The organism is Rhizobium sp. P2_G9, assembly GCF_056403475.1.
Window position 1 is genome coordinate 63,495 of record NZ_JBFUFK010000055.1, and the last position, 23,249, is coordinate 86,743.

18 protein-coding genes are annotated in these 23,249 nt (G+C 60.5%); 11 read left to right on the forward strand and 7 right to left on the reverse strand.

Translation table 11 applies throughout. The annotated features are described in order from the left end of the window. Position 1 precedes the first annotated feature (1 nt). The 3 genes from AC1DYF_RS33835 to melA all read right to left on the reverse strand — a co-directional run bounded on the left by AC1DYF_RS33835 (position 2) and on the right by melA (position 4,724). The gene (locus tag AC1DYF_RS33835) at positions 2-1,006 is read right to left on the reverse strand and encodes an ABC transporter permease (RefSeq protein ID WP_477882420.1); all 1,005 of its coding nucleotides are present in this window, start codon (positions 1,004-1,006) and stop codon (positions 2-4) included. 78 nt (positions 1,007-1,084) lie between these two features. Beyond that, the gene (locus tag AC1DYF_RS33840) at positions 1,085-3,163 is read right to left on the reverse strand and encodes an ABC transporter substrate-binding protein (RefSeq protein WP_477882422.1); all 2,079 of its coding nucleotides are present in this window, start codon (positions 3,161-3,163) and stop codon (positions 1,085-1,087) included. 103 nt (positions 3,164-3,266) lie between these two features. Further along, positions 3,267-4,724: an alpha-galactosidase gene (melA, locus tag AC1DYF_RS33845; protein WP_477882423.1), complete on the reverse strand. Its 1,458-nt coding sequence runs from the start codon at positions 4,722-4,724 to the stop codon at positions 3,267-3,269. Positions 4,725-4,914: 190 nt separating this feature from the next. On the opposite strand from melA, the gene AC1DYF_RS33850 reads away from it, so the two are divergent. The 4 genes from AC1DYF_RS33850 to AC1DYF_RS33865 all read left to right on the forward strand — a co-directional run bounded on the left by AC1DYF_RS33850 (position 4,915) and on the right by AC1DYF_RS33865 (position 10,333). Beyond that, positions 4,915-5,790, forward strand: coding sequence for an AraC family ligand binding domain-containing protein (locus AC1DYF_RS33850; RefSeq protein WP_477882424.1), 876 nt, complete (start codon positions 4,915-4,917; stop codon positions 5,788-5,790). Positions 5,791-5,818: 28 nt separating this feature from the next. After that, positions 5,819-6,625 carry an exodeoxyribonuclease III gene (xth, locus tag AC1DYF_RS33855; protein ID WP_477882425.1) on the forward strand — a complete coding sequence of 269 codons (807 nt, stop codon included), beginning with the start codon at positions 5,819-5,821 and terminating at the stop codon, positions 6,623-6,625. After that, on the forward strand, positions 6,622-7,152 hold the full coding sequence (locus tag AC1DYF_RS33860) for a 3'-5' exonuclease (protein ID WP_477882426.1): 531 nt from the start codon (positions 6,622-6,624) through the stop codon (positions 7,150-7,152). Before xth ends, AC1DYF_RS33860 begins: the two co-directional genes overlap by 4 nt. A gap of 241 nt (positions 7,153-7,393) precedes the next feature. Next, complete coding sequence (locus tag AC1DYF_RS33865) at positions 7,394-10,333, forward strand: pre-peptidase C-terminal domain-containing protein (protein ID WP_477882428.1); 2,940 nt, start codon at positions 7,394-7,396, stop codon at positions 10,331-10,333. Positions 10,334-10,462: 129 nt separating this feature from the next. On the opposite strand, the gene AC1DYF_RS33870 is transcribed toward AC1DYF_RS33865, so the two are convergent. Then, positions 10,463-11,932, reverse strand: coding sequence for a xylulokinase (locus tag AC1DYF_RS33870; RefSeq protein ID WP_477882430.1), 1,470 nt, complete (start codon positions 11,930-11,932; stop codon positions 10,463-10,465). Between the two features lie 162 nt (positions 11,933-12,094). Here AC1DYF_RS33870 and AC1DYF_RS33875 point away from each other — a divergent pair, with 162 nt between their 5' ends. From AC1DYF_RS33875 to AC1DYF_RS33895, 5 genes are all read left to right on the forward strand, one after another. Then, positions 12,095-13,021, forward strand: coding sequence for a substrate-binding domain-containing protein (locus AC1DYF_RS33875; protein ID WP_477882432.1), 927 nt, complete (start codon positions 12,095-12,097; stop codon positions 13,019-13,021). Positions 13,022-13,231: 210 nt separating this feature from the next. Continuing rightward, complete coding sequence (locus tag AC1DYF_RS33880; protein ID WP_477882434.1) at positions 13,232-14,755, forward strand: sugar ABC transporter ATP-binding protein; 1,524 nt, start codon at positions 13,232-13,234, stop codon at positions 14,753-14,755. Between the two features lie 10 nt (positions 14,756-14,765). Then, complete coding sequence (locus AC1DYF_RS33885; protein ID WP_477882435.1) at positions 14,766-15,731, forward strand: ABC transporter permease; 966 nt, start codon at positions 14,766-14,768, stop codon at positions 15,729-15,731. A 190-nt stretch (positions 15,732-15,921) separates the two neighbouring features. Next, positions 15,922-16,494 carry a DUF4142 domain-containing protein gene (locus AC1DYF_RS33890; protein WP_477882437.1) on the forward strand — a complete coding sequence of 191 codons (573 nt, stop codon included), beginning with the start codon at positions 15,922-15,924 and terminating at the stop codon, positions 16,492-16,494. A 16-nt stretch (positions 16,495-16,510) separates the two neighbouring features. Then, the gene (locus tag AC1DYF_RS33895; RefSeq protein ID WP_477882438.1) at positions 16,511-17,440 is read left to right on the forward strand and encodes an NADP-dependent oxidoreductase; all 930 of its coding nucleotides are present in this window, start codon (positions 16,511-16,513) and stop codon (positions 17,438-17,440) included. Positions 17,441-17,474: 34 nt separating this feature from the next. Here AC1DYF_RS33895 and AC1DYF_RS33900 read toward each other — a convergent pair whose 3' ends face one another. Next, the gene (locus AC1DYF_RS33900) at positions 17,475-17,801 is read right to left on the reverse strand and encodes a hypothetical protein (protein WP_477882440.1); all 327 of its coding nucleotides are present in this window, start codon (positions 17,799-17,801) and stop codon (positions 17,475-17,477) included. Positions 17,802-18,008: 207 nt separating this feature from the next. Here AC1DYF_RS33900 and AC1DYF_RS33905 point away from each other — a divergent pair, with 207 nt between their 5' ends. After that, entirely contained in the window at positions 18,009-20,105 is a 2,097-nt protein-coding gene (locus tag AC1DYF_RS33905) for a catalase (RefSeq protein WP_477882442.1), read from the forward strand. An 86-nt stretch (positions 20,106-20,191) separates the two neighbouring features. Here the strand turns inward: AC1DYF_RS33905 and AC1DYF_RS33910 are convergent, their stop codons facing one another. Together AC1DYF_RS33910 and AC1DYF_RS33915 are read right to left on the reverse strand one after the other, a co-directional pair. Beyond that, a complete protein-coding gene (locus AC1DYF_RS33910) occupies positions 20,192-21,532 on the reverse strand; it encodes a PQQ-dependent sugar dehydrogenase (RefSeq protein WP_477882464.1) in 1,341 nt (446 codons plus the stop codon). Between the two features lie 11 nt (positions 21,533-21,543). Then, on the reverse strand, positions 21,544-22,005 hold the full coding sequence (locus AC1DYF_RS33915) for a DUF2231 domain-containing protein (RefSeq protein WP_477882444.1): 462 nt from the start codon (positions 22,003-22,005) through the stop codon (positions 21,544-21,546). Positions 22,006-22,277: 272 nt separating this feature from the next. Here AC1DYF_RS33915 and AC1DYF_RS33920 point away from each other — a divergent pair, with 272 nt between their 5' ends. Then, positions 22,278-23,243 (forward strand): HWE histidine kinase domain-containing protein, encoded by a 966-nt coding sequence (locus tag AC1DYF_RS33920; protein ID WP_477882445.1) that lies wholly within the window; start codon positions 22,278-22,280, stop codon positions 23,241-23,243. Positions 23,244-23,249 lie beyond the last annotated feature (6 nt).

The following is a 23,249-nucleotide window of genomic DNA, read 5'->3' on the forward strand; positions in this document are numbered from 1 at the left end:
ATCAGTTGGCTCCCAGTCGGATGCGTGGGTCAAGGGCCACGAGCAGCATGTCGGCGATGATATTGCCGACGATCAGCGTCGCCGACAGCACCATCATGAATGTCGCGGTCACATAGACGTCGCCGACATGCATCGAGCCGACGATTGCGGGGCCGACGGTCGGCAGGGCGAAGATGATCGCGGTCTCKATCTCGCCGGTCAGCATATAGGGCAGCACCACGCCCTGATACATGACCAGCGGATGCAGCGCATTCGGCACGGCGTGCTTGAGCACGACACTCGTCTCCGACAGGCCCTTGGCGCGCGCCGTCTCGACATATTGGGCGTTGAGCGTGTCGAGCAGGTTACCGCGCATCACCCGCATATTGTAGGCCAGTCCGCCGAAGGTCGCGATGGCGACGACCGGCCAGATATGCTGCACAAGGTTGACGAACTTGTCCCAAGACCAGGGCTGGCCGCCGTATTTGGCGGAGAAGAAGCTGTTGACTTCGCTGACATTGAGATGAAACACCAGAATATAGACGATGATCAACGCCATCAGGAAGCGCGGCACTGTCATCCCGAGGAAGGAAACTGCCGATATCAACTGGTCGATCCAGCTATATTGTCGTGTCGCGGCGATGACGCCGAAGCTGATGCCGAAGATCGACGCGAGGATGTGGCAGGTGAGCGCGAGCAGGATGGTGCGCGGCAATCGCTCGGCCACCACATCCGCCACCGGCTTGTTGTAGAACATGCTCTGGCCGAAATCGCCGCGGGTGAAGATGCCCCACATCCAGTTGACATATTGGACGGGAATGGGCCGATCAAGGCCGTGTTCCCTAGCATAGGCCTTGGCCTGTGCATCCGCCGCCTCGAACGAGGCGCCGCCCTGGTTGATCAACTGCGAGCGGATATAGTCGCTATAGTCGCCCGGCGGCGCCTTGATGATCCCGAATGTCACGACGCTCAGGATCAGGAGGACCGGTATGGCGGAGGCGATCCGCACGAGAAGAAAGCGCAGCATGTCGACCTTTCAGGTGGCATACGAGAAGCAGGCCCCGGAGCCTCCGAGGAGGCATCCGGGACCCACCCGGGAGAACCGTTATTGCAGCGGGTTGCCACCCGGCTGGCCGACCAGCATGTCCTTGTGCAGTTCGAAATCGGACTGCTTGTCCTTCGGCACGAACACCCGTTCACGGATGATGTTGTCTTCAGCCCAATTGAACATGAAGATCGGCGTGCCCGGCGGAATGTTGGAGAAGCGCTTGTTGATGATCAGCGCGCCCGGATATTCGGTCAGGCCGACACCGTTGATGTTCTCCGTCGAGACATGCTGGTAGTCTTTCATGATCTTGGCGCGTTCAGCAGGGTCTTGCGACTTGATGAAGGCGCTGACCAGGTCGACCATCTTCTGTTCGAAGGGCATCAGGTCGAGCTTGTCATCCTTGCCGGCGCGGTGGAACCAGCTTGTCTGCGGACCGGTTGCGGCCAGCGCCGCGGTGTTCTGCACCGTCGAGGTGAGCTCGGAGTCATGGCGGCGGATCACCCAGTCGAACTTGCCGGCATATTCGGCATTGTCGCGCTTGGTGCCGTCGAGCGTGTTGAGGACGATGCGCAGGCCAAGCTTTTCCATCTGGCCGACGACGCCTTCCGCAAGGCTCTTATCGGTGGTGTAGTCGCCGTTGACCAGCAGCGTGATCTCGACATCCTTGCCGCCCTTGTCGGCGGGGAAGTTGACGATGCCGTCGCCGTCAGTGTCCTTCAGACCGGCTGCAGCCAACTCCTTCTTTGCTTCCTTCAGGTTGAAGGGATAGTAGACCGTGGACTTTCGGTCATAGAAGTTGTTGCCCGAGGCGAGGCCGCCCGGATAGATCGAGGTGAACGGACCCTTGACCAGCGACTGTCCGAGCTTGGCCCGGTCGACCGCCATGGTCACCGCCTTGCGGAAGTGAAGATCGCGGTCGAGTTCGCGGATCGCCTGGCCACGCGCATCGGGATCGCCCCAGCCGTTGGCGGAGAAGTTCATATAGAGATTGTAGCCGATCAGGCGGGCGCCGAAAGCAAGCCGCGCGGGGGCCTTCGGATCGGCCGCGCGCTTGAGCGACTCGACGAAGTTTTCCGGCTGCTCCAGGTTGGAGAAGTCGCCCGAGCCAGCCACGGCCTGCACGTCACGGTCCGCCCAGGTCGAAAGCTTGTATTCCAGCTCGTTGAGATAAGGCAGCTGGTTGCCCTTCTCGTCGACCTTCCAATAGTAGGGATTACGGCGCAGCACGATAATGTCGTCCGCCCGATATTCCACCACGCCCCAGGCGCCCATGGTCGGGAAGCCCAGATAGTTCGGCGGGAAGGCGTTCTTGTACTGCTCGTAGGTGTTCTTCGAATATTTCGGATGCTGGGGTTTCAGGATATGCGCCGGGCCGGGGCAGAAGGTGCCATAGGCCATCGCATAGATATATTGCTTGGGGAACGCCTCCTTGAAGGTCCATTCGACGGTGTAGTCGTCGATCTTCTTCAGCGTCGTGCCGGCGCCGAACGTTTCCGGTGTGGCGCCGTTCAGCGGGCTGACATTCGGGTCGACGACGTTGTCGTCCCAATAGAACATCACGTCTTCGGAGTTGAAAGGCACGCCGTCGGACCATTTGGCGCCTTCGATCAGGTGCATGGTCAGCTTGTGGCCGTCCTTGGACCATTCCCAGCTCTTGGCGAGGTTCGGCAGCGGCTCGAGCGCTTCGGGCTTGACCTGGAAGAGCGGTGCGGTACGCGTCAGGCATTCAGAAAGGCCGATATCGATGCCGCCCCAGCCCTGGGTCTGGCCGGCTTCATAGTTCCAGCCTTCCGGCCGGCCGCCGATGACATGGCGCATGACGTCGCCATAGACGCCGACGCCATCGACCATGTTCTTGGTCTTGAAGACCATTGGCTCCTTCGGCAGGCGATCCTTGACGGCCGGCAGCTTGCCGGTCTTGACGAATTTCTCCGTCACCCAGTCCGGCTCGTGATATTGCGGCAGCGCCTTGAATTCGAGGATGTCGGTCGGCAGCACGTATTTGATCTTGCCCTGTGCGGCAAAAGTCTTCGGCTCCGGCGGCGACTCGGCAAAGGACGACGCAGCGCTGATCGCAATCGCGGACGCGCTGATGGCGAGCACAAGGCTCGACCGGATCGCAACTTTCTTGTTCATCTCATCTCCCACTTTCTGTGGCCGGTCCATTCCGGCCGTTCCCTACCTATATGACCGCGGACACGAGCCTCCTCAGGTGTCCGCGGTATTCCGTCGATCTGCTTCAGCTCGCCTTGGCGAGTTTCTCGGCCTTCAGTTCCTCGACCGAACGCACCGCGCGGCGCGCCGAACCCGCCCATTCGCGGGTCTTGACCTTCGGGTTCTTCAGCCGTTCGCGCGCAGCCGGAATGGCATCGGCATATTGCGGCAGCCAATTGGCTTGGGCAACAAGCATTTCATCGACCATCTGCCAAATCTCTTCCGGCGAGGCGATGGCGCCGACCAGCGGATCATGCAGCATGGAGAGCTTCAAGAGATCGACATCGCCGGCGATCGCCGCATGCACGCTCATCCGCTGCACATTGATCGAGGAAATGCAGGTGGCTGCACAGGCTTCCGGCAGGGTGATGCCGGCGCTCATGTTGAGGCCGAAGCGATCGACGAAGCCAGGGGATTCGATGATCGCGTCCGACGGCAGGTTGGTGATCACGCCCTTGTTCTTGACGTTGAAATGGCCGCGATAGACGCGCCCTGTCTCCAGCGCTTCGAGAATGTGGCTGGCATGCTCGTTGGAGCGCTTGTACTGGCTGAACGGCTTTTCGGCTTCCTTCAGGAATTCGGGGAATTCCGTCTCGAACCAGTTGCGGTTCTCGGTCGTGTAGCGCAGGTAGCCGCCGGTCTCGCCATGGATCCAGTCGGACATGTCGATCCACTTGGTGATCTCTTCCGGCCGCTTGCGGTACCAGGGCAGGTATTCGGAGAGATGGCCGTTGCTTTCGGTCGAATAGAAGCCGAAGCGCTTCAGCACGTCGATACGCACCTTCTCCTGCTTGGAGAAGACCGGATGCGCTTCGAAAGCCGCAACCAGTTCGTCCTTGCCGATCTTGCGGCCGCGCAGGCGGATGTCGACATACCAGGTCTGGTGGTTGATGCCCGAGCAGATGAAATCGAGTTCGCCGTGCTTGGCGCCGAGGATTTCCTCGATCTGCTCGCCGCCGTGCTGGACGCCGTGGCAAAGACCGATCGTGTCGACCTTGCCATATTCGATCGCCGCCCAGGTGTTCATTGCCATCGGGTTGGCATAGTTGAGGAATTTCGCACCGGTCTCGGCAACCGCATTGATATCGCGGCAGAAATCCAGGATCACCGGGATGTTGCGCTGGCCGTACATGATGCCGCCGGCGCAAATCGTATCACCGACACACTGGTCGATGCCATAGGAAAGCGGGATGCGGATATCGTCCGCATAGGCTTCGAGACCGCCGACACGAACGCAGGACAGGATGTAGCGCGCGCCTTCGAGCGCCTTCTTGCGGTCGGTCGTCGCCGAAATCCTGACCTTGAGGCCGTTCGCATCCTTGATCTTATTCAGCAGCGTGCTGATGAGGGAAAGATTGTGCTCAGACATATCGGTCAGGGCGAACTCGACGTCCTGAAATTCCGGCACCGACAGAATGTCGGTGAAGAGTTTGCGGGTGAAGCCGACGCTGCCTGCGCCGATGATCGCGATTTTGAAGGTCATTCTATTTGCGTCCATAAAATTTCGCAAACGCAGCATTTGCGCTATGCGAATCCGGTTTTGGAACTGATGAGGGAAATCGTGCGCCATGCCTCCCGTCGGCTGTGGCTGCCTCTCTCCCTAAGCCTGCATTTGAATATGCCGTCAATTCGTGCAATGAAAAGAGAATGATTGTGCTATCGATAGTAAAATTATGCTCTCAAATCTGATCGAAAACGGACGCGCCCTGAAAGCCATCTCCGTGCCGCGTGCGCGGCATCCTTTGCACGCCATGCCGACCTCGGCCGGCTATGACCTGCAATCCGATCCCAACTATTTCTGGGATGGCCGTTTGCGGGGGCAGGTGCCGTTTACGGTGCTTCAACACACGATCAGCGGGACGGGGACGCTGAGATACGAGAACCGGATCATCAAGCTTCGCCCGGGGGAATCTTTCCTCGTTCTTGTGCCGCACAATCATTGCTACTGGGTCGAGAAGGGGGACAAATGGGAATTCTTCTGGATATCGACGAACGGGACGGAAGCGCTGAGAATCCACGAGGCGGTGCTGAATGCGCATGGGCCGATCCTGCGCCTGAAGAGCAATTGCATCGACAAATTGGCTTCCTGCGTGCTGCGCCTGGTCCAGGGAAAGGCCGAGACGCCGGGAGAGGCATCCGCGATCGCCTATGAAGCGACGATGGCGCTCTACGACGGCGCATTTGGCCCCTCGGAAAGATTGTTGGACTCGGAGAACGCGATCAACCGCGCCATGCAATATGTGTCCACCCACCTCGACAATCCGCTGCAGGTGGACACGCTTGCCGGAGTTGCAGGCCTCAGCCGGGCGCATTTTTCACGCAGCTTCGCCAACCTGACCGGTCTGGCGCCGGCCGAATATGTCATGCAGCAGCGGATGAAGCGCGCCGCGAAACTGCTGACCACCAATCGCGAACTGCCGGTGAAGGAGATCGCCGCCTTGGTCGGCATGCTCGACAATAATTATTTTTCCAAAGTCTTTCGCCGCAGTTACGGCGTTACTCCTACCGAGTTCCGCGAGACGGCGATGTCCTCGACCGGGCGGCGGTGAGGGCGATTGCCGGGAGTGCTGCAAGGATATGAAAATAGCGACCTACAACGTCAATGGAGTGAATGGCCGGCTCGACGTGCTGCTCAAATGGCTGGCCGAGGCCGCGCCCGATGTCGTCTGTCTTCAGGAACTGAAGGCTCCGGACGAAAAGTTTCCGATCGCGGCGATCGAGAAGGCCGGGTACGGCGCCATCTGGCACGGACAGAAATCCTGGAACGGTGTCGCCATCCTGGCCAAAGATGAGCCCCCCATCCTCACGCGCAAAGATCTGCCTGGCGATCCGGATGACGTGCACAGCCGATACATCGAGGCGGCGGTGCATGGCATAATCATCGGGTGCCTATATCTTCCGAACGGCAATCCTTGGCCGGGCCCCAAGTTTGACTACAAACTGGCCTGGTTCCGGCGACTGACCGCCTATGCGGCCGAACTCCTGGAACTTGGCGTGCCCATCGTGCTTGCCGGCGATTACAACGTCATGCCGACCGAAATCGATGTCTATAAACCGGAGCGTTGGCTCGACGATGCGTTGTTTCGCATCGAAGTGTGGGATGCCTATAGGAATCTGGTGGGGCAGGGCTGGACCGACGCATTGCGGACGCTGAACGGCGACGCCCGCGTCTACACATTCTGGGATTATTTTCGCAACGCTTTCGCGCGCAATGCCGGACTGAGGATCGATCATTTTCTCCTTAGCCCGGCGGTTGCAGCTGATCTCGCTGCAGCCGGGGTGGACAAGCACGTCCGCGGCTGGGAGCACACGAGTGACCACGCGCCCGTCTGGATCGAGCTTGCGGGCGACATCGGCGGGCTTTCGACGGGGCCGCATTCATGATCGTGTTCCTGGACTTCGAAGCATCGTCGCTCGCCAGGAACAGTTATCCAATAGAAGTGGCGTGGGTCTTCGAGGATGGCCGCTCGCGAACCTGCCTGATACGGCCGGCCGATAATTGGACCGACTGGTCGTCCGAAGCAGAAAGGATTCACGGGATCGGGCGGGATATCCTGCTTGCAGAAGGTGTGTCCGTCGAGGTGCTTGCCGCCGAAATGGTCGAGACGCTTTCGGGGCATGACCTCTATGCAAGTGCGCCTTCATGGGATGGCAAATGGCTAAGCACGCTTCTGCGCGCCGCCGGCTTGCCGCGGCATGCACTTCGGTTAAGAAAATCCGACGACGCATTCCTGGATGCTGCGCGTGCAGCAATGAGGCCGGATTCCCCTGAAGCTGAGGTCGCAAGCCTTGTCGCCAGTGTTATTGAGACAACGGAGCCAGTGTCGCTGCCGCACCGGGCCTTGCCGGATGCGAAACTCGAACTTGAGCGCTGGACTCTGGTTCGACGGCGCGCCGGGTCGAAATTCTAGGATTGCGGAACGCGGGCGCAATCTTCTCCGGTAACGATCGTTTGCCGAACCTGAGGTTTCGGCTTTGCCGGTGTCGACTTAGGCAAGATCTTCCGAAGCAAGAAGCAAAGAGGCGCATCAAAAACGCCCTCAACAGGCGTGCGTCTGTCATTGAATATGTAAATAACGTATGTATAAATTAGCTCAATAAGGGTCAAAAACAAGTTCTCCATGTCGAAGCAGCGCATCTGTGGAGGTATTTATGGCAGACATACCTGGAAATTCGACAACGACTGCGTCCATGGATGTCGACGGTGAGCCATTCCACAGCAGTATCGAGAAATCGGGCGATAGTGATTGGATCAAGGTCCATCTCGATGCAGGGCAGAGCTATTCGTTCAATCTCGTTTCGGCTGCATCCAATGGCGATGCATCTTTCAATCCCCTGCTGTCGCTTTATGGTCCTGATGGCCAGCTGATCGATTCAAACGACGATGTCGGCGCCGGCTTGATCGTCAATCCGCTGATTGGCAGCGACAATTTCAAAACCGCCTCGTATCTGCATTTCACTGCTGCGGAAGCGGGAACCTACTATCTTGCCGCTTCAGGCTCCGGCAAGTCCACTGGCGACTATATGCTGTCAGCCTATCAAGAAGACATTCCCAACAGCGCATCGACGCCCGCGACGCTCGAAATCGGCGGTTCGGTGACCGGCCAGGCAAGCCCGGTGAATGCATCCAGTTACGACGACGATTACTATGCGGTCCAGACCGTTGTCGGCCAGTATTATACGGTGACCGTTTCCGGCAGTGGCGACAACCCGCTGCATTCGACCTATGTCAACGCACGCACGGCGGATGGCAACACCGTCATCACAGAGGCCGGCGACTGGGGTTTTGGTGTCAGCCGGATCACCTTCCGGGCGATCGATACGACGACGATACTCACCGCGGGTGAAGGCACGGTGGGCGCGAGCGGCCAGTATACGCTGCAGATCGATAAGGCGTCGCCGCTTGACACGGTGGAATGGAACGTCACCTCGCCGAAGAACATCAAGGTCTTCTTTGTCGGCGATGGCACCGTCACCGCTCCAGCTGGCGAAAATTTTACCGCGAAGGCCTGGACCCAGGACGAGATCAATGCGGCGATGAAGGCCTATGGCACGTGGAGCGATGTCGCCAACGTCCATTTCACCCAGGTCTCGGACCCCAGCCAAGCCAATTTCTTCATGTTCAAGGCGCCAGCGTCAGCTTTCAGCGGTAACGAGCTCGCGCATTGGGATGTGGATGGTGGGACGGCGACCCTCGGAAGCACCAGCTATCAGATTGACGGAGCCGGAGTATACAATGCCGATACGACCGAATGGACCAACCTGCAGCCGGGCGGCGACGGCTTTCTGACGCTTATCCATGAGATCGGCCACGGCATGGGGCTGGCCCATCCTTTCGACAATGGCGGCGGCTCAGCGGCCCTGCCTGGCACCACCGATCCCTTTGGTCAGTTGGGCGCGTTCAGCCTCAACCAAAGTGTGGATTCGATCATGGCCTATAACCGAAGCTTTGCTCAGGCCTTTGGAAGCGCCTACCCGCTCGATTATGGCGGGGCCGCCAGTCCGATGGCGCTCGACATCGCCGCGATGCAGGGCATGTATGGGGCCAACACCGATCACAACGGCGCCAACGACACCTATGTGCTGCCGACAGCCAATGTGAAAGGTACCTATTTCCAGGGAATCTGGGATACGGGCGGCAGGGACACGATTGTCCAGAATGGTTCGGATTCGGCCGTCATCGATCTCCGCCCCGCATCGCTGCACTATGATTCGATCGCAGGCGGCGGCATTTCCTACGCCGTTGGCATCCGCGGCGGATTCACGGTCGCCAACGGCGTCGAGATCGAGAATGCCGCCGGCGGTGCGGGCAATGACCACATCGTTGGCAGCGACAAGGTCAACACGCTGCATGGCAATGGCGGTACCGATTTTCTCGCCGGCCTTGGCAGCAACGACAAGGTTTACGGCGACGACGGCACCGATACGCTCTATGGCGACGGCGTTCCAGCCGTCGCCTCGGGGGTCGGCACGGGGACGGGCGCGGTCACAAAAGCCGCAGGCGCGGGCAACAACGATTATGGCACTGCGCTCGACATCACCGGTGATTTCGCGCTGACCGAGAATGCCAATATAGAGAATTCCACGACCGACCCGCATGTCACTATCTCAGGCACCGCCGACAGCGATGCGCGCGATTGGTACAAGCTGACTGTAGCCGCAGGGTCGACAATCACGCTTGACATAGACGGCATGTCAGGTGGCTCCAACGATAGCAATGTGCGGATTTATGGCGCCGATCCGACCAGCTATCTGAGCCAATTCAATGATGGCTCCGTTCTGGATGGAGCCGGTGGTTCCTCGTCGTCGACGGACAGCTTCGGCAGCTTCACGACGGTAAGCGCCGGAACCTATTATATTCGGGTGAGTGACTGGAACAACGGAACCATGTCCGCTGGCACGACCTACACGCTGCAAGTCTCGGTTTCTGATCCCCAAGGGATCGATGCTGGCGCGGGCAACGACACGCTCGATGGCGGCGGCGGCGCCGATCACATGGTCGGCGGCGGTGGCAACGATACCTACATTGTCGACAACCAGGGTGACACGGTCACCGAACTGGCGGGCGGCGGCAAGGATACGGTGAAGAGCAGCATCGCCTATACGCTGACCGATCAGGTCGAGAGCCTGGTATTGACCGGATCGGACGGCATCGGAGGCACCGGCAACAGTCTCGCCAACCACATCACCGGTAATTCCGGCGTCAACAAGATCGAGGGCATGGACGGTGACGATAGCCTTCTGGGCGGCGGGGGCACGGACCAGCTCTATGGCAATGGCGGGGTGGATACGTTCGTATTCGACACCGGCGATAGCGGCAAGACACACGGCTCGGCCGACACGATTTTCGACTTCACCAAGGTCGACCATATCGATCTGACCGGCTGGGATGCGGATTCGAAAAAAGGCGGCGTTCAGGCTTTCGACTTCATCGGTGCAGATGCGTTCAGCGGCCAAGCCGGCGAGCTCCACTATGTGAAGGGAAAATCCGACACCTGGATCGAAGGCGACACCAATGGCGACAAGAAGGCGGATTTCGTCATTCACCTCGATGACGCCGTGATGATCAAGGCGAGTTATTTCGACCATTGAGAGACAAGTGGCAGGCGAGGGAACCCGGCGGCTTCGGCCGACGGCGTCAGGGATCAACACCTCAGGCAGGCACGCAGATTGAAGCTGGCGGGATCGCCTCTTCCCGGATGGCTCTCTACAATGGCTTTTCTACTGTTTGCGCGCGACGAAGTCGGCGTTGAACGTTTCGAGTTGCCGGTAGAGTTCGAGATATTTGCCGTAACCATAGGCATAGCGGTCCGCCAGCCTGGAGTCGGGTTCGAACATCCGGTCCGTGACCACCAGCCGGCTAGCCGCCTCTGGCAGTGAGGAGAACAGACCCGCGCCGGTGCCGGCGAGGACGGCGGCGCCGAGGACGCCTGCATCGAGGTTTTTCAGCCGCCGCAACGGCTTGCCCAGGATGTCGGCGCGGATCTGGCACCAGATGTCGGAGGCCATGCCGCCGCCCGCTGCGTTGAAGACTTTTGGGATGCAGTCGGCCGATTGTTGCAGGCTGTTGACCGCGAGCCGCACAGAGAATGCGACACCTTCCATCGTCGCGACCGCGAATTCGGCTGGCCCCATCGAGGAATCGACACCGGAAAAGGAGGCGCGGGTATTGATGTTCCAGATCGGCGCCCGCTCGCCCTGGAGATGCGGCAGGAAGATCGGCGTAAGCCGGCTGCGATCGACGGTCTCGGCGAGCGCCGAAAGGTCTGTCGGCGATTTCGACAACAGGTTGGCGAGCCAGGCGATCGAGGCGCCTCCGGCTTGGGTCGGTCCGGCATGCAAGGTGATGTCTTCGCAGCGCGGGAATGCGATGACGCCGGGGATCGGGATTTTGTGTTGCGAGACGATGCCGAGGATTTCACTGGTGCCGCTGAGATACATGCCGTCGCCATCCTGCAGTGCACCGCAGCCGAACAGGCCGGACCATGCGTCCATCGTGCCCGTCACCATCGGCGTGTCGGCGCCCGGAAGGCCGTCGCGGATGCGACCGGCGGAATCGGCAAAGCGCCGGAGTGGGGCGAGGCGTTCGCGCGCGCCGTCGACAAGTCCGACAAGGCTGTCGATATAGGTCAGGCTCTGGTCGATGATGCCGAAGGACGCCATCGGGTCGGCGACCGCCTCGCCGGTCAGCTGCAGGATGCAGTAATCCTTTGGCGCCATGACCCATCGCGTTTTTCGCCAGATATCGGGACGGTGCCGCTTCACCCATTCCATCCGAGCCAGGACGTGGCTGGCGTCGATGGGCAGCGGTGCGCCCCACCAGCCGATCTTGTCAGCCTCGGAAACCTTGGCGTCCAGTTCGGCGGCGACTTCGGCGCAGCGGCCGTCCTGCCAGATGATCGCCGGCATCAGCGCGTTGCCGTTTTCGTCGACGAAAACATGCGTGTTGACCTGGGAGCATAGGCCGATGCCGTGCAATTGCTCCGGCTGCAGTCCGGCCGTGAGTTCGGCCAGCGCTGCCTGGACGTGTATCATCCAGTCATCGGGATCCTGTTCTACCACGTTCGGTGGGCGGCGATGGGAGGGGTAGGGGCGAGCAAATGTGCGCTCTGCATTGCCGTCGATATCATAGAGGGCGGCCTTGACTGCCGTCGTGCCGACATCGATGCCGATCAGCATGGGTTTGCTCACGATATCCTCCGATTTCGTCAATGCGTCGCCATCCTTAGCGGGGCATTTTCAGGCTGACAATCGCCTTTGCAAACGGGCAGGCATGTCTATTGAAATGCCGGTCAAGCTCGGCTAACCTCCCGCCGGAATTCGAAAAATTCGAAAGTTGAGGGGGAGGTTTCCATGACGTTCAGATTGAAAGCCGGCGTGCTTGCCAGTGCTTTTGCGGCGCTGATGATGGCGGGTGCGGCCCATGCTGCGGCGAAGATCGCGGTGGTCACGCCCTATCTGTCGCAGCCCGGCACGCAATTCTATGTCGAGGCCTTCCAGGCTGAGGCCAAGGCGAATGGCTGGGACGTCAATGTCATCGATACCAAGGGCGACGTGGCTGCTGCCATCAGCCGTCTCGAAGACGTCAGCAACCAGAAGGTCGATGCGATCGTCATCAATGTCGATCCGGCACAGGTCGCCGCCGGCCTGCAGACCGCCAAGGATGCCGGCATTCCGGTGTTCGGCATGGATGCCGGCGCGAGCCCGCTTCTGGTCACCAATGTCACCTCGAACGGCTATTCCATGGCCGCCGACACGGCCGCCTATGTCACCAATCGCATCAATGGCAAGGGCAATGTCGTGATGTTCGTGTTCGACGCCTTCCCGCCGGTGCAGGCACGCGGCGTCATCGCCGATGCGATCTTCAAGAACAACCCGGATATCAAGGTGATCGAGCGCGTCACGCCCAAGGTCGATGACGGCGGCATTGCCGATTCCCGCGCCAAGATGGAGGCGATCCTCGCCGCCCATCCGGACAAGGGCTCGATCTCGGCCGTCTGGGCGGCCTGGGACCAGCCGGCGCTCGGCGCATTGCAGGCCATCGAGGCTGCCGGCCGCCAGAACGAAGGCATTGTCATCACCGGCATCGACGCCAATCCGCAGGCACGCGATGCCATCGGCAAGGGCACAAATTTCGAAGCCTCGATGGCGCAGGATTTCAAGGGCATCGGCAAGACCACAGCCGATGCCGTCAAGCGCTACCTCGCCGGCGAGAAGATCAAGCAGAGCGTGATTTACGTGCCGACCAAGCTGATCACCGCGGCCAACGCCAAGGATTGATGGATCGCCGGGGCGCGGTTGCGTGAAGACCCCGCCCCATATGGCGCAAAGACCCCGCCCCAAACCCTTTCCCACAAGGGGGAGGGGCTTAACCCAGCCGCATCGCTGATGCCTCAACTAGGTCGAGCGGGTCGCCGCAAGTCTTCTCCACCCTTGTGGGGGAGATGGCCGGCAGGCCAGAGAGGGCCTTTCGTCTTGTTTGAAACGCCCATGACCGAACCATTACTCGACATCCGCCATCTCGCGWAGGCCTATGCAGGCGTGCCGGCCCTCAAGGATGCGTCGCTTTCGGTCGAGCGCGGCGAAGTGCATGCGCTGATGGGCGAAAACGGCGCCGGCAAATCGACGCTGATCCGCATTCTCGCGGGCGCCACGACAGCCGACAATGGAGACATCGTGCTGGACGGCAAGACAGTGACGATCGGTCATCCGTCGCAGTCGGCGCGGCTCGGCCTGCGCTTCATCCACCAGGAACTCAGCATCATCCCGGAACTGTCGGTCGCCGAAAACCTGTTTCTCGGCAGGCCTTATCCGCGCCGGCTTGGTATCCTGGCCGATTGGCGGGCGCTGAACCGTCGTGCTCTGGAGGCACTCAAGGCGCTCGACATCTCCACGATCGATCCGGGGCGCAAAATGGCGCGGCTCACTGTCGGCGACCAGATGCTGGTGAAGATCGCCGCGGCTTTTCTTGACGAGGGCGGCGAGGCCGCACGGCTCTATGTCATGGACGAGCCGACGGCGGCGCTGACCAGCGAGGAATCCGAACGGCTGTTCAAAGTCATCGGCAATCTGCGCGCCAGCGGCCGCGGCATCATCTACGTGTCGCACCGCATGGACGAGGTGATGCGGATTGCCGATCGCGTCACGGTCCTGCGCGATGGCGAGACCGTGGCGACGAAGGCGATAGGAGATTGCAGCAAGGCGTCGATCATCGAGATGATGACCGGCCGCACGCTGGCCGAGGCCTATCCCGTGCGGCAAGTGGTTGCCCAATCGGAGGTCGTGCTCAAGGTTTCCGGGCTTGGCTCGACAGTGGTCAGGGACATTGGCTTCGAACTGCATGCCGGTGAGATCCTCGGCGTTTCCGGACTGGCCGGCGCGGGTCAGAGCGAGCTTCTGCGCTTGCTGATCGGCGCCGAAAAGGTGACCAGTGGAAGCATCGAGCTGAAGGGGCGTCGGCTGAAACCGGGCGATGCGGCAACGCGCTGGCACGAGGGTTTTTCCTATGTGCCGCGCGAACGGCGCCGCGAAGGGCTGTTGCCGCGCGCCTCGGTGGCCGACAATACGGTTCTGTCGCATCTCAGCGCACTCAGCCGCGCCGGCCTGTTCCGCAACCGGCGCCGCGAGCTTGCGCGGTCGCGCGAACTGGCCGAACGGGTGAAGCTGAAATCGGTCGGGCCACGCCAGCCAGTGCTGCAGCTGTCCGGCGGCAACCAGCAGAAGGTCGTCTTTGCCCGGGCGGTGCTGGGCGCCCCCTATGTGCTGCTGCTCGACGAACCGACCCGTGGCGTCGATGTCGGCGCCAAGTTCGATATTCACAGCCTGCTGCGCGAGCTGGCCGCCAGCGGTGTCGCCATCGTGCTGGCATCTTCCGATCTGCCCGAACTGATCGGCATGGCCGATCGCATCCTCGTCATGCGCGAAGGCCGCCAGACGGCGATCGTGCCGGCCGAAGGCCTGACGCAGGCGCGGTTGCTCACCCTTTCATTCGGCGAACCCGCCGTCACCCCTTGAGGAATTCGTTTTGGCTCTGGCAATCCGCAGATATGGAACCCTGATCGGCATCGTCGCAGTGATCCTGTTCTTCTGGATCGCGATCCCCGACACGTTCATGACGCTACGCAACTGGCTCAACATTTCGCAGCAGGTCTCGATGCTCGCGGTAACTGCGTTTACGATGACCATCGTCATGGTCATGGGAGATTTCGATCTCTCGGTCGGCTCGATGGCGAGCCTTGCGGGTATCGTCGCAGCACTCGCCTTTCAGGCCGGCTTTCCAGTGCCGGCTGCACTGGCTCTGGCGCTGCTGGTCGGGCTCGCCGGCGGGCTCTTGAGCGGCGTACTGGTCAGCTATGTCGGCATCCTGCCTTTCGTCGCCACGCTGGGGACGCTGACGATTTTTTCGGGCCTCGCCTTTTTCGTCAGCGACGGCAAGACGATCTTCGGGCGCGACATTCCAGAGAGTTTTTCGAGCTTTGCCCGTGGCGGCATCCCGCTTTTCCAGGCAGGCGATCAATGGGTGACGCTGCCCTATCTGACGCTCGTCGCACTCATCGTGCTATTCGTCGTCTGGATCCTGCTGGAACACACCGTCTATGGACGACAACTCTATGCGATCGGCGGCAATGCCGAGGCGGCACGGCTGGCCGGCATCCGCGTCCGCATCCTGAGGCTCTCGGCCTTCGGCCTGACCGGCCTGGGTGCGGCAGGGGCGGGGCTCATGTATGCAAGCCGCGTCGCCTCGGCCAACCCGACCCAGGGCAGCGGCCTGATGCTGTCGGCGATCGCCGCCGTTTTTCTCGGCATGACGATGAGCGAGGAGGGCGAGCCGCGGGTGCTCGCCACGCTGTTCGGGGTGTTGATCCTCGGCGTGCTCGACAACGGCCTGACGCAGATGAGCGTCGACTCCTACGTTCGCGACATCCTGATCGGGACGATCATCGTGCTGGCGGTCGCGGCATCGAGCCTCAGCAAGCTCAGCCAGCGTTAGGCGGCAGGTCGGAACTGCCGTTGTTTCCTGCCTCAGGACTGTCCGAGAAGGTGCGGCGATCTGCCTTCGCGATGGCCTCTTCAGGAGGCTTTCAGCTCGTTGAAATAACTAAAGTCAGGCAAGTTTTCATCGACCTTCGGAACGATTTTTCCGCTCGGCGGTTACTTCATATCGCCAAGAGGAGATCGCCATGACAATTCCAGCCTTCAGATGGAAGCTTGCAACCGCCTTGACTGCTGTTGCGCTTATCGCCGCCGCCCCCGCCGTCGGCATGGCCGCCGAGCAGCCCAAGGCCGCCACGGATACCGCTCAGTCCGATATGGCTGCGGCGAAGGTCGACAAGACCATGTTCGTTTCCACGGTCGCGAGCGCCGGCAAGTTCGAGATCGATTCCTCCAAGCTTGCGCTCGACAAGGCAAAATCAAAGGACGTCAAGGCTTTTGCCCGGATGATGATCAAGGATCACTCCAAGGCTGGCAAGCGGCTTGCGGCCATCGTCAAGAAGGAGGGCATGGCGGCGCCTGCCGATACGCTTTCGCCCGGGGATGATGCGGCGATGAAGCAGCTGACCTCAGCCAGCGATGCYGATTTCGAGAAGACCTATATCGCGCTGCAGACCAAGGGACACCAGGACGCGGTGGCCTTGTTCAAGAACTATTCCTCAAATCCTGACGACAAGCGGCTCGGCCGCTTTGCCAAGAACACGCTGCCGACGATCGAAATGCATCTCGAACATGTGCAAAAGCTCACCGCCTCGCAGTGAGCCAAGGAGGATTGAGATGAGAGCGATTCAAATACGGACCTTCGGCGGGCCGGARGTTCTTGAGGTGTGCGAGATCGACAGACCCGAGCCGCAGCCCGGCGAAGTGCTGGTCAAGGTGCATGCGGCGAGCGTCAATCCGGTCGACTGGAAGATCCGCAACGGCGGCTATCCGGCTGTCAAGGAGACGGACCTGCCGATGGTGCCGGGCCGTGACATGGCCGGCGAGGTTGTGGGGCTTGGCGACAGTGTCGGCAAGTTCTCGGTCGGCGATCAGGTCTATGCCTTCCTCGACGTCAAGCATGGCGGCTACGAGGAATATGTTGCCGTCCAGGAGAGCGAATTGGCGCTGAAGCCGAAGAGCATCAATATGACCGAAGCGGCTGCTGTTCCGCTTGCGGCCATCACTGCCTGGCAGGGCCTCTTCGATCATGGCGCGGTGCGAGCAGGGCAGCGCGTGCTTATCCATGGCGGCGCCGGCGGCGTCGGGCACTTTGCGGTACAGTTTGCCAAGGCCAGAGGTGCCTGGGTGGCGACCACCGTCTCGGCTGCCGACTTGGATTTCGCCAGCAGCCTCGGCGCCGACCAGGTGATCGACTATAAGGCCGAGCGCTTCGAGGACGTGTTGGAGCCGGTCGACATGGTGTTCGACCTGATCAGCGGCGAGACGCGCGAGCGTTCCTTTGACATGCTGGTCAAGCACGGCATTCTGGTTTCGACGCTCGGTGAGCCGGATCGCGACAAGGCGGCCGATCACGGTGTGCAGGTCGTGGGCTATATGGCGCAGCCGAGCGGTGAGCAGCTTTCCGAGATCGCAGGCCTGATCGACGCGGGTAAAGTGCGGGTGGAGGTGCAGCGCGTCTTCCCGCTCGCCGAGGCTGCTAGAGCGCAGCGCACGCTGGAGGAAGAGCACAATCGCGGCAAGATCGTGCTGAGGGTCGTCAGTTGAAATGTGGACTGAAGCTCGGAGGGGGCGCTCTGCTTCAATGATATTTTTCAAGGACGATCACACGCTCGGTATCACGCCCTTTCCATTCTGACGCGGCATAGAAAAAACCGCCTGGATAGTCTTCCAGATACGGTTTCGCGGATACATGAAGATTTTGACGTACCGAATCCCAGAATTCAAAACGTCGCTTTGATGGTATCCAGCGGAGGGGATCGCCCGTGTTTACCTCAACGAACCTGACGGGCCTTATCTGAAGTACGCTTAATATGTCGGTTTCCGTGTCTAAATATCGAACGAACTCGCCGAACTCTCCATCGTCATCCCAGAGTTTTTCCAGCTGCCCGCCGTTATATCTTCTCATCGACATGTGCCTCTTGTTGGCGACATCTGAACCAAACATGAGATTTGATGCCTAATCCCGGTCGCAACCTACAAACAGACGGGCAGATTTTCAGCAAAGACCCGCTCTTGCAATCTGGCTCGGCTGATACCGGCATTCCGGCCCACGAACAGGAACCTTCAAACAACTCTGCCGTTAGGCTCCGAACAATCCGGTACGGAGACCATCATGGCAGATCAGACAAAATTCGACACCGATCGTGGCAGCGGCGGTGAACTTCATCAGCATGTTCCGATCAAAGGACCGCATCAGGCTGAAGTGCACCTGACCACCAACCAGGGCATCCGTATCTCGGATAACCAGAACAGCCTGCGCTCAGGTGAGCGCGGACCAACGCTGCTCGAAGATTTCGTGCTGCGCGAAAAGATCTTCCATTTCGACCATGAACGCATTCCCGAACGCATCGTGCATGCGCGTGGCTCCGCCGCGCACGGCTATTTCGAGCTGACGGAATCGCTGTCCGACCTTACCAGGGCCGATCTCTTCCAGCGCAAGGGCGAGAAAACGCCGGTCTTCGTGCGTTTTTCCACGGTTGCCGGTGGCGCCGGTTCGGTCGACACACCCCGCGACGTTCGCGGCTTTGCGGTGAAATTCTACACCAAGGAAGGCAATTGGGATCTGGTCGGCAACAACATTCCGGTCTTCTTCATTCAGGACGCCATCAAGTTTCCGGATCTGGTTCATTCGGTGAAGATGGAATCGGATCGCGCCTATCCGCAGGCCGCGAGCGCTCATGACACATTCTGGGATTTCGTGTCGTTGATGCCGGAAAGCACGCATATGCTGATGTGGGCGATGTCGGATCGCGCCATACCGCGCTCCTTCCGGATGATACAGGGTTTCGGTATCCACACCTTCCGCTTCGTCAATGCCGAGGGCAAATCGACCTTCGTTAAATTCCATTGGCGGCCAAAGCTCGGCATGCAGTCGACGGTCTGGGAAGAGGCGCTCAAGCTGCAGGCAGCCGACAATGATTTCCATCGCCGCGACCTGTTCGAATCGATTGCCTCCGGGAATTTCCCCGAATGGGAGCTCGGCCTGCAGCTCTTCGATGAGGAATTCGCCAATAGCCAGCCCTATGATGTGCTCGATCGGACCAAGATCATACCCGAAGAGGTCTTGCCGCTTAGGATTGTCGGCCGGATGGTTCTGGACCGCAATCCGGACAATTTCTTCGCAGAGACCGAGCAGGTCGCCTATTGCCCAGCCAATATCGTGTCCGGCATCGACTTCACCAATGATCCCTTGCTGCAAGGCCGGCTGTTCAGCTATCTCGACACGCAGAAATCTCGCCTCGGCACTGCCAATTTCCACCAGCTGCCGATCAACGCGCCGAAATGTCCAGTGATGAATTTCCAGCGTGACGGCCAGATGCAGATGATGGTGCCAAAGGGCCGCGCCAACTATGAACCCAACAGCCTTGGCGGGCATGGCGAGGATGGCGGCCCGCGCGAATGTCCGGTCACCGGTTTCCAGACCTATGCGGGGCAATCCGGCGAGGAAGAACAGGGTGACAAGCTGCGCATCCGCGCCGAACTCTTCGCCGATCACTATCGTCAGGCGCGACTCTTCTGGAAGTCACAGACGCCGTCGGAACAGGCGCATGTCGCATCCGCTTTCGTCTTCGAGCTCTCCAAGGTCAACTTGGAGCATGTGCGGCTGCGCACGGTCGGCAATCTTCGCAATGTCGATGAGGAGCTGGCAAAACGCATCGCCGATGGTCTCGGCATCGATCTGCCACAGAAAAATCCCGCCGCCCGCGAGCCGATCGAGATGGACGCGTCGCCGGCCCTGTCGATCCAGAAAAACATGCGCGAGACGATCGAAGGTCGCAAAGTCGGCATCCTCATCGCTGACGGCAGCGATGCCAAAGTGCTGAAATCGCTGGTCGATGCGGTTGGTAAGGCAGGCGCCACGCCATTCATTGTTGCGCCGAAAGTTGGTGGGGCGACGCTGTCGGACGGCAAGATACAGAAGGCTGATGGCCAGCTCCTCGGCTCGCCGTCGCAGATTTTTGACGCGGTGGCGGTGTTGCTGTCGGCAGAGGGATGCAAGGTGCTGCTCAAGCAGGGTGCGGCCGCGCAATGGGTGGTGGATGCCTTCGGTCACCTGAAAGCGATCGGTTATTCGGAAAGTTCGAAGCCGCTGCTCGACAAGGCAGGCGTGACCCCGGATGCCGGCGTCGTCACCCTTGATGGCGCCTTCGTCGCGGCAGCCGGGCGGCGTTACTGGGATCGCGAGCCAAATATCCGCATGCTGGCCTGAAGCCCGACGATGAAATGAGAATGGCGGCGAACTCGGTTTGCCGCCATTCTCAGGCGTCTGGTGCGCGCGTCAGCGGATGAGCAAATTCACGGCTTGGCTGCCGTCACCTTCCAGATCGTATTGCCGACATCGTCGGCGATCAGCAATGCGCCTGACTTGTCGAGCGCGACGCCGACGGGACGGCCGCGGGCCTGGTTCTTCTGGTCGAGGAAGCCGGTGACGATATCCTGGGCCATGCCGGCCGGCTTGCCGCCCTTGAAGGGTACGAAGACGACCTTGTAGCCGTTGAGTTGCGGCCGGTCCCAGCTGCCGTGCTCACCGATGAAGGCGCCGCCCTTATAGTTCGCCGGCAGGCTGTCGCCGGTGTCGAAGACCAGGCCGAGCGGCGCGACATGCGACGACAATGCATAATCCGGCGGGATCGCCTTGGCGACGAGATCCGGGCGCTGAGGCATGACGCGGGCATCGACATGTTGGCCGTAGTAACTGTAGGGCCAACCATAGAAGGCACCATCCTTCACCGAAGTCATATAATCCGGCACGAGGTCGGGGCCGAGTTCGTCGCGCTCGTTGACTACCGTCCAGAGTGTTTTCGTTTCCGGTTCGAAGGTCAGGCCGTTGGGGTTGCGCAGGCCGGTGGCGAACAGGCGCCAGCGGCCGGTTTCGCGATCGACTTCCCAGATCGCCGCGCGATTCATTTCGGCCTGGATGCCGTTCTCGGTGATGTTGCTGTTCGAGCCGACACCGACATAGAGCAGCTTGCCGTCCGGGCTGGCGACGAGGCTCTTGGTCCAGTGATGGTCGATCGGGCCGCCGGGCAGGGGCGTCAGCACTTTGCCCGGCGTAGTGATCTTCGTCGCGCCGTCCGTGTAGCTATAATGGAGGATGGCATCGGTATCAGCGACGTAGAAGTCGTTGCCGACCAGCGCCACGCCGAAGGGCGAATGCAGGTTGTCGAGGAAGGTTTCGCGGACTTCCGGCTTGCCGTCGCCGTCGGCATCGCGCAGCAGGATGATACGATTGCCGGGCGGGCCGCTGTCGGCGCCGGTCGAGGTGACATAGCTCTCGATCAGGCCCATGACGATGTCCTTCGGGCGCCTGACGGAAGCTTCCGGTGGTGCTCCGGATTCGACCACCAATATATCGCCGTTCGGCAAGGTGTAGATCGAGCGCGGATGCTTGAAGCCCGTGGCGAAGGCAGTGATCGACAGGTCCTTCGGCACATCGGGCTTCTCGCCGTCCTTCCAGCCCACGACCTTGGCCAGGTTCATCGGCGGCGCGAGAAATTGCTGCGGATCGGGCAGTTTCGGATTGGGACCGATCTGGTCCTTCGGGTTACCGCCCTTGTCGTTGCAGCCGGCGAGCGTGAGGGCGGTTGCGCAGAGGAGGACAGCGGCGATGCCGCGGCGATATGATTTCGACGACATGATGCTGCGGGTCATTCTTCAACCACTCCTACGGCCTGGACGACGCGCCGGAAAACCAGCGTCGTGCTGAGCAAGCCGATGAAGAACATGAGCACCACGGTGATCGCCGATAGGGCGAGCCCCTCTGGCACGACGGATGCCCAGGCATCGCGCGAGTGGATCAGCGTGTTAAAGACGGCGAAGATGAGCACCACAAGATGACCAAGCAATTGCAGCCAGGCGGCCCCCATTCGCCGCAGCAGGGGATGGAGAATGAGATCGAAGAGTTCGACAATCCAGGCGAGCACACCGATCACCAGCCCGACGGCGAGCAGCCAGGCCGAGAAATTGGTCCAGGTCATTTCGGCCGTTTGCCAATAGGCGATGTCGGTTGCCAACGCGCAGGTGAAACAGGCGATGGGGAAAGAACTGAGCAGATTGTAGAGCGGACTTCTGGCGATGCGGATGGTTGCGAGAGGATAGTCGGTATACATCGGGGACAGCCTTTCGCGCGCGTGAAGGCGGGCGTTGTTTCAACTGCGGAGAAAGTGAAAAGTTCCTGGCAGATTGTCGCATGGGATCCGCCGGACGGCTGCGACGGCCGGCTTGGCCATCGATCGTGCCAGCGAATCCAGGTCTGGCTGACCGGGCGAAATGCCTAAGGCGGGATTTGGCTCTATTTCCCTAGCGCGGGCGACAAGCTCTATGCTATCGCTTTGTCTCGACAGAGATAAAGTCGTCAGGATCAATCCACCGGGACAGTGAAATGATCGAGACATCTCTCGACACACACGAGGAATTTGTCGAGGCTTTGGCCGAGAACTCGCCTGCCATGCTTTGGTTGGGCGATGAGAATGGCAAATGCGTCTTCCTGAACGCCGCCCTCAGGACGTTCTGGGGCGTGGAGAATCAGAGCCTCGCTGATTTCGACTGGAGCAGCACCCTGCATCCCGACGACGTCGCCCGACTGTCCGGCCCGTTCGGGCAGGCGATGGCCAAACATACGTCGTTTACTGTGGAGGCGCGGTACAAGCGCGCCGATGGCGCATACCGGACGATGAGGACGACCGCAAATCCGCGCTTCGACAAGAATGGCCACTTCCAAGGCATGACCGGGGTCAATATCGACATCACCGACCAGATCGTCGCCGAAGAACATACGCGCCTTCTCTTGGCGGAACTCAACCATCGGACGAAGAATATCCTCGCCGTGGTGATGGCCATTGCCCGCACGACCGGGCGCCAGGGGGCTTCGCCTGAATTCATCACCTCCTTCAGCCATCGCCTTCAGGGCCTGTCGGCCAGCAACGACCTGCTGGTGCGGACCGACTGGGCCGGCGTGGAGATCGACGAGCTTCTCAAGGCGCAACTGTCCTATCTGAATGACTCGGTCGGGGACCGGCTCAGCCTTGACGGTCCGGCCTTGCGGCTCTCGTCGCATTGTGCCCAAATTCTGGGAATGGCGATGCACGAGCTTTCGGCCAATTGCCTGAAATACGGTGCTTTCTCCGATGATATCGGGCGAGTACGCGTCGTCTGGCGTCTGCTTGAAGACGAGAATTGGGAAATCGAATGGCGGGAATTCACCAGCGGCCCGACAGTCGCGCCTGATCGCAAAGGCTTCGGCCATACCGTGACCGTCGACATGGTGGCCTCGGTGCTCGGTGCGAAGGTGACGATGGATTACCTCCCCGACGGCCTTCGCTGGCATGCCGTCTGCAGCCGGCGATAGAATTGG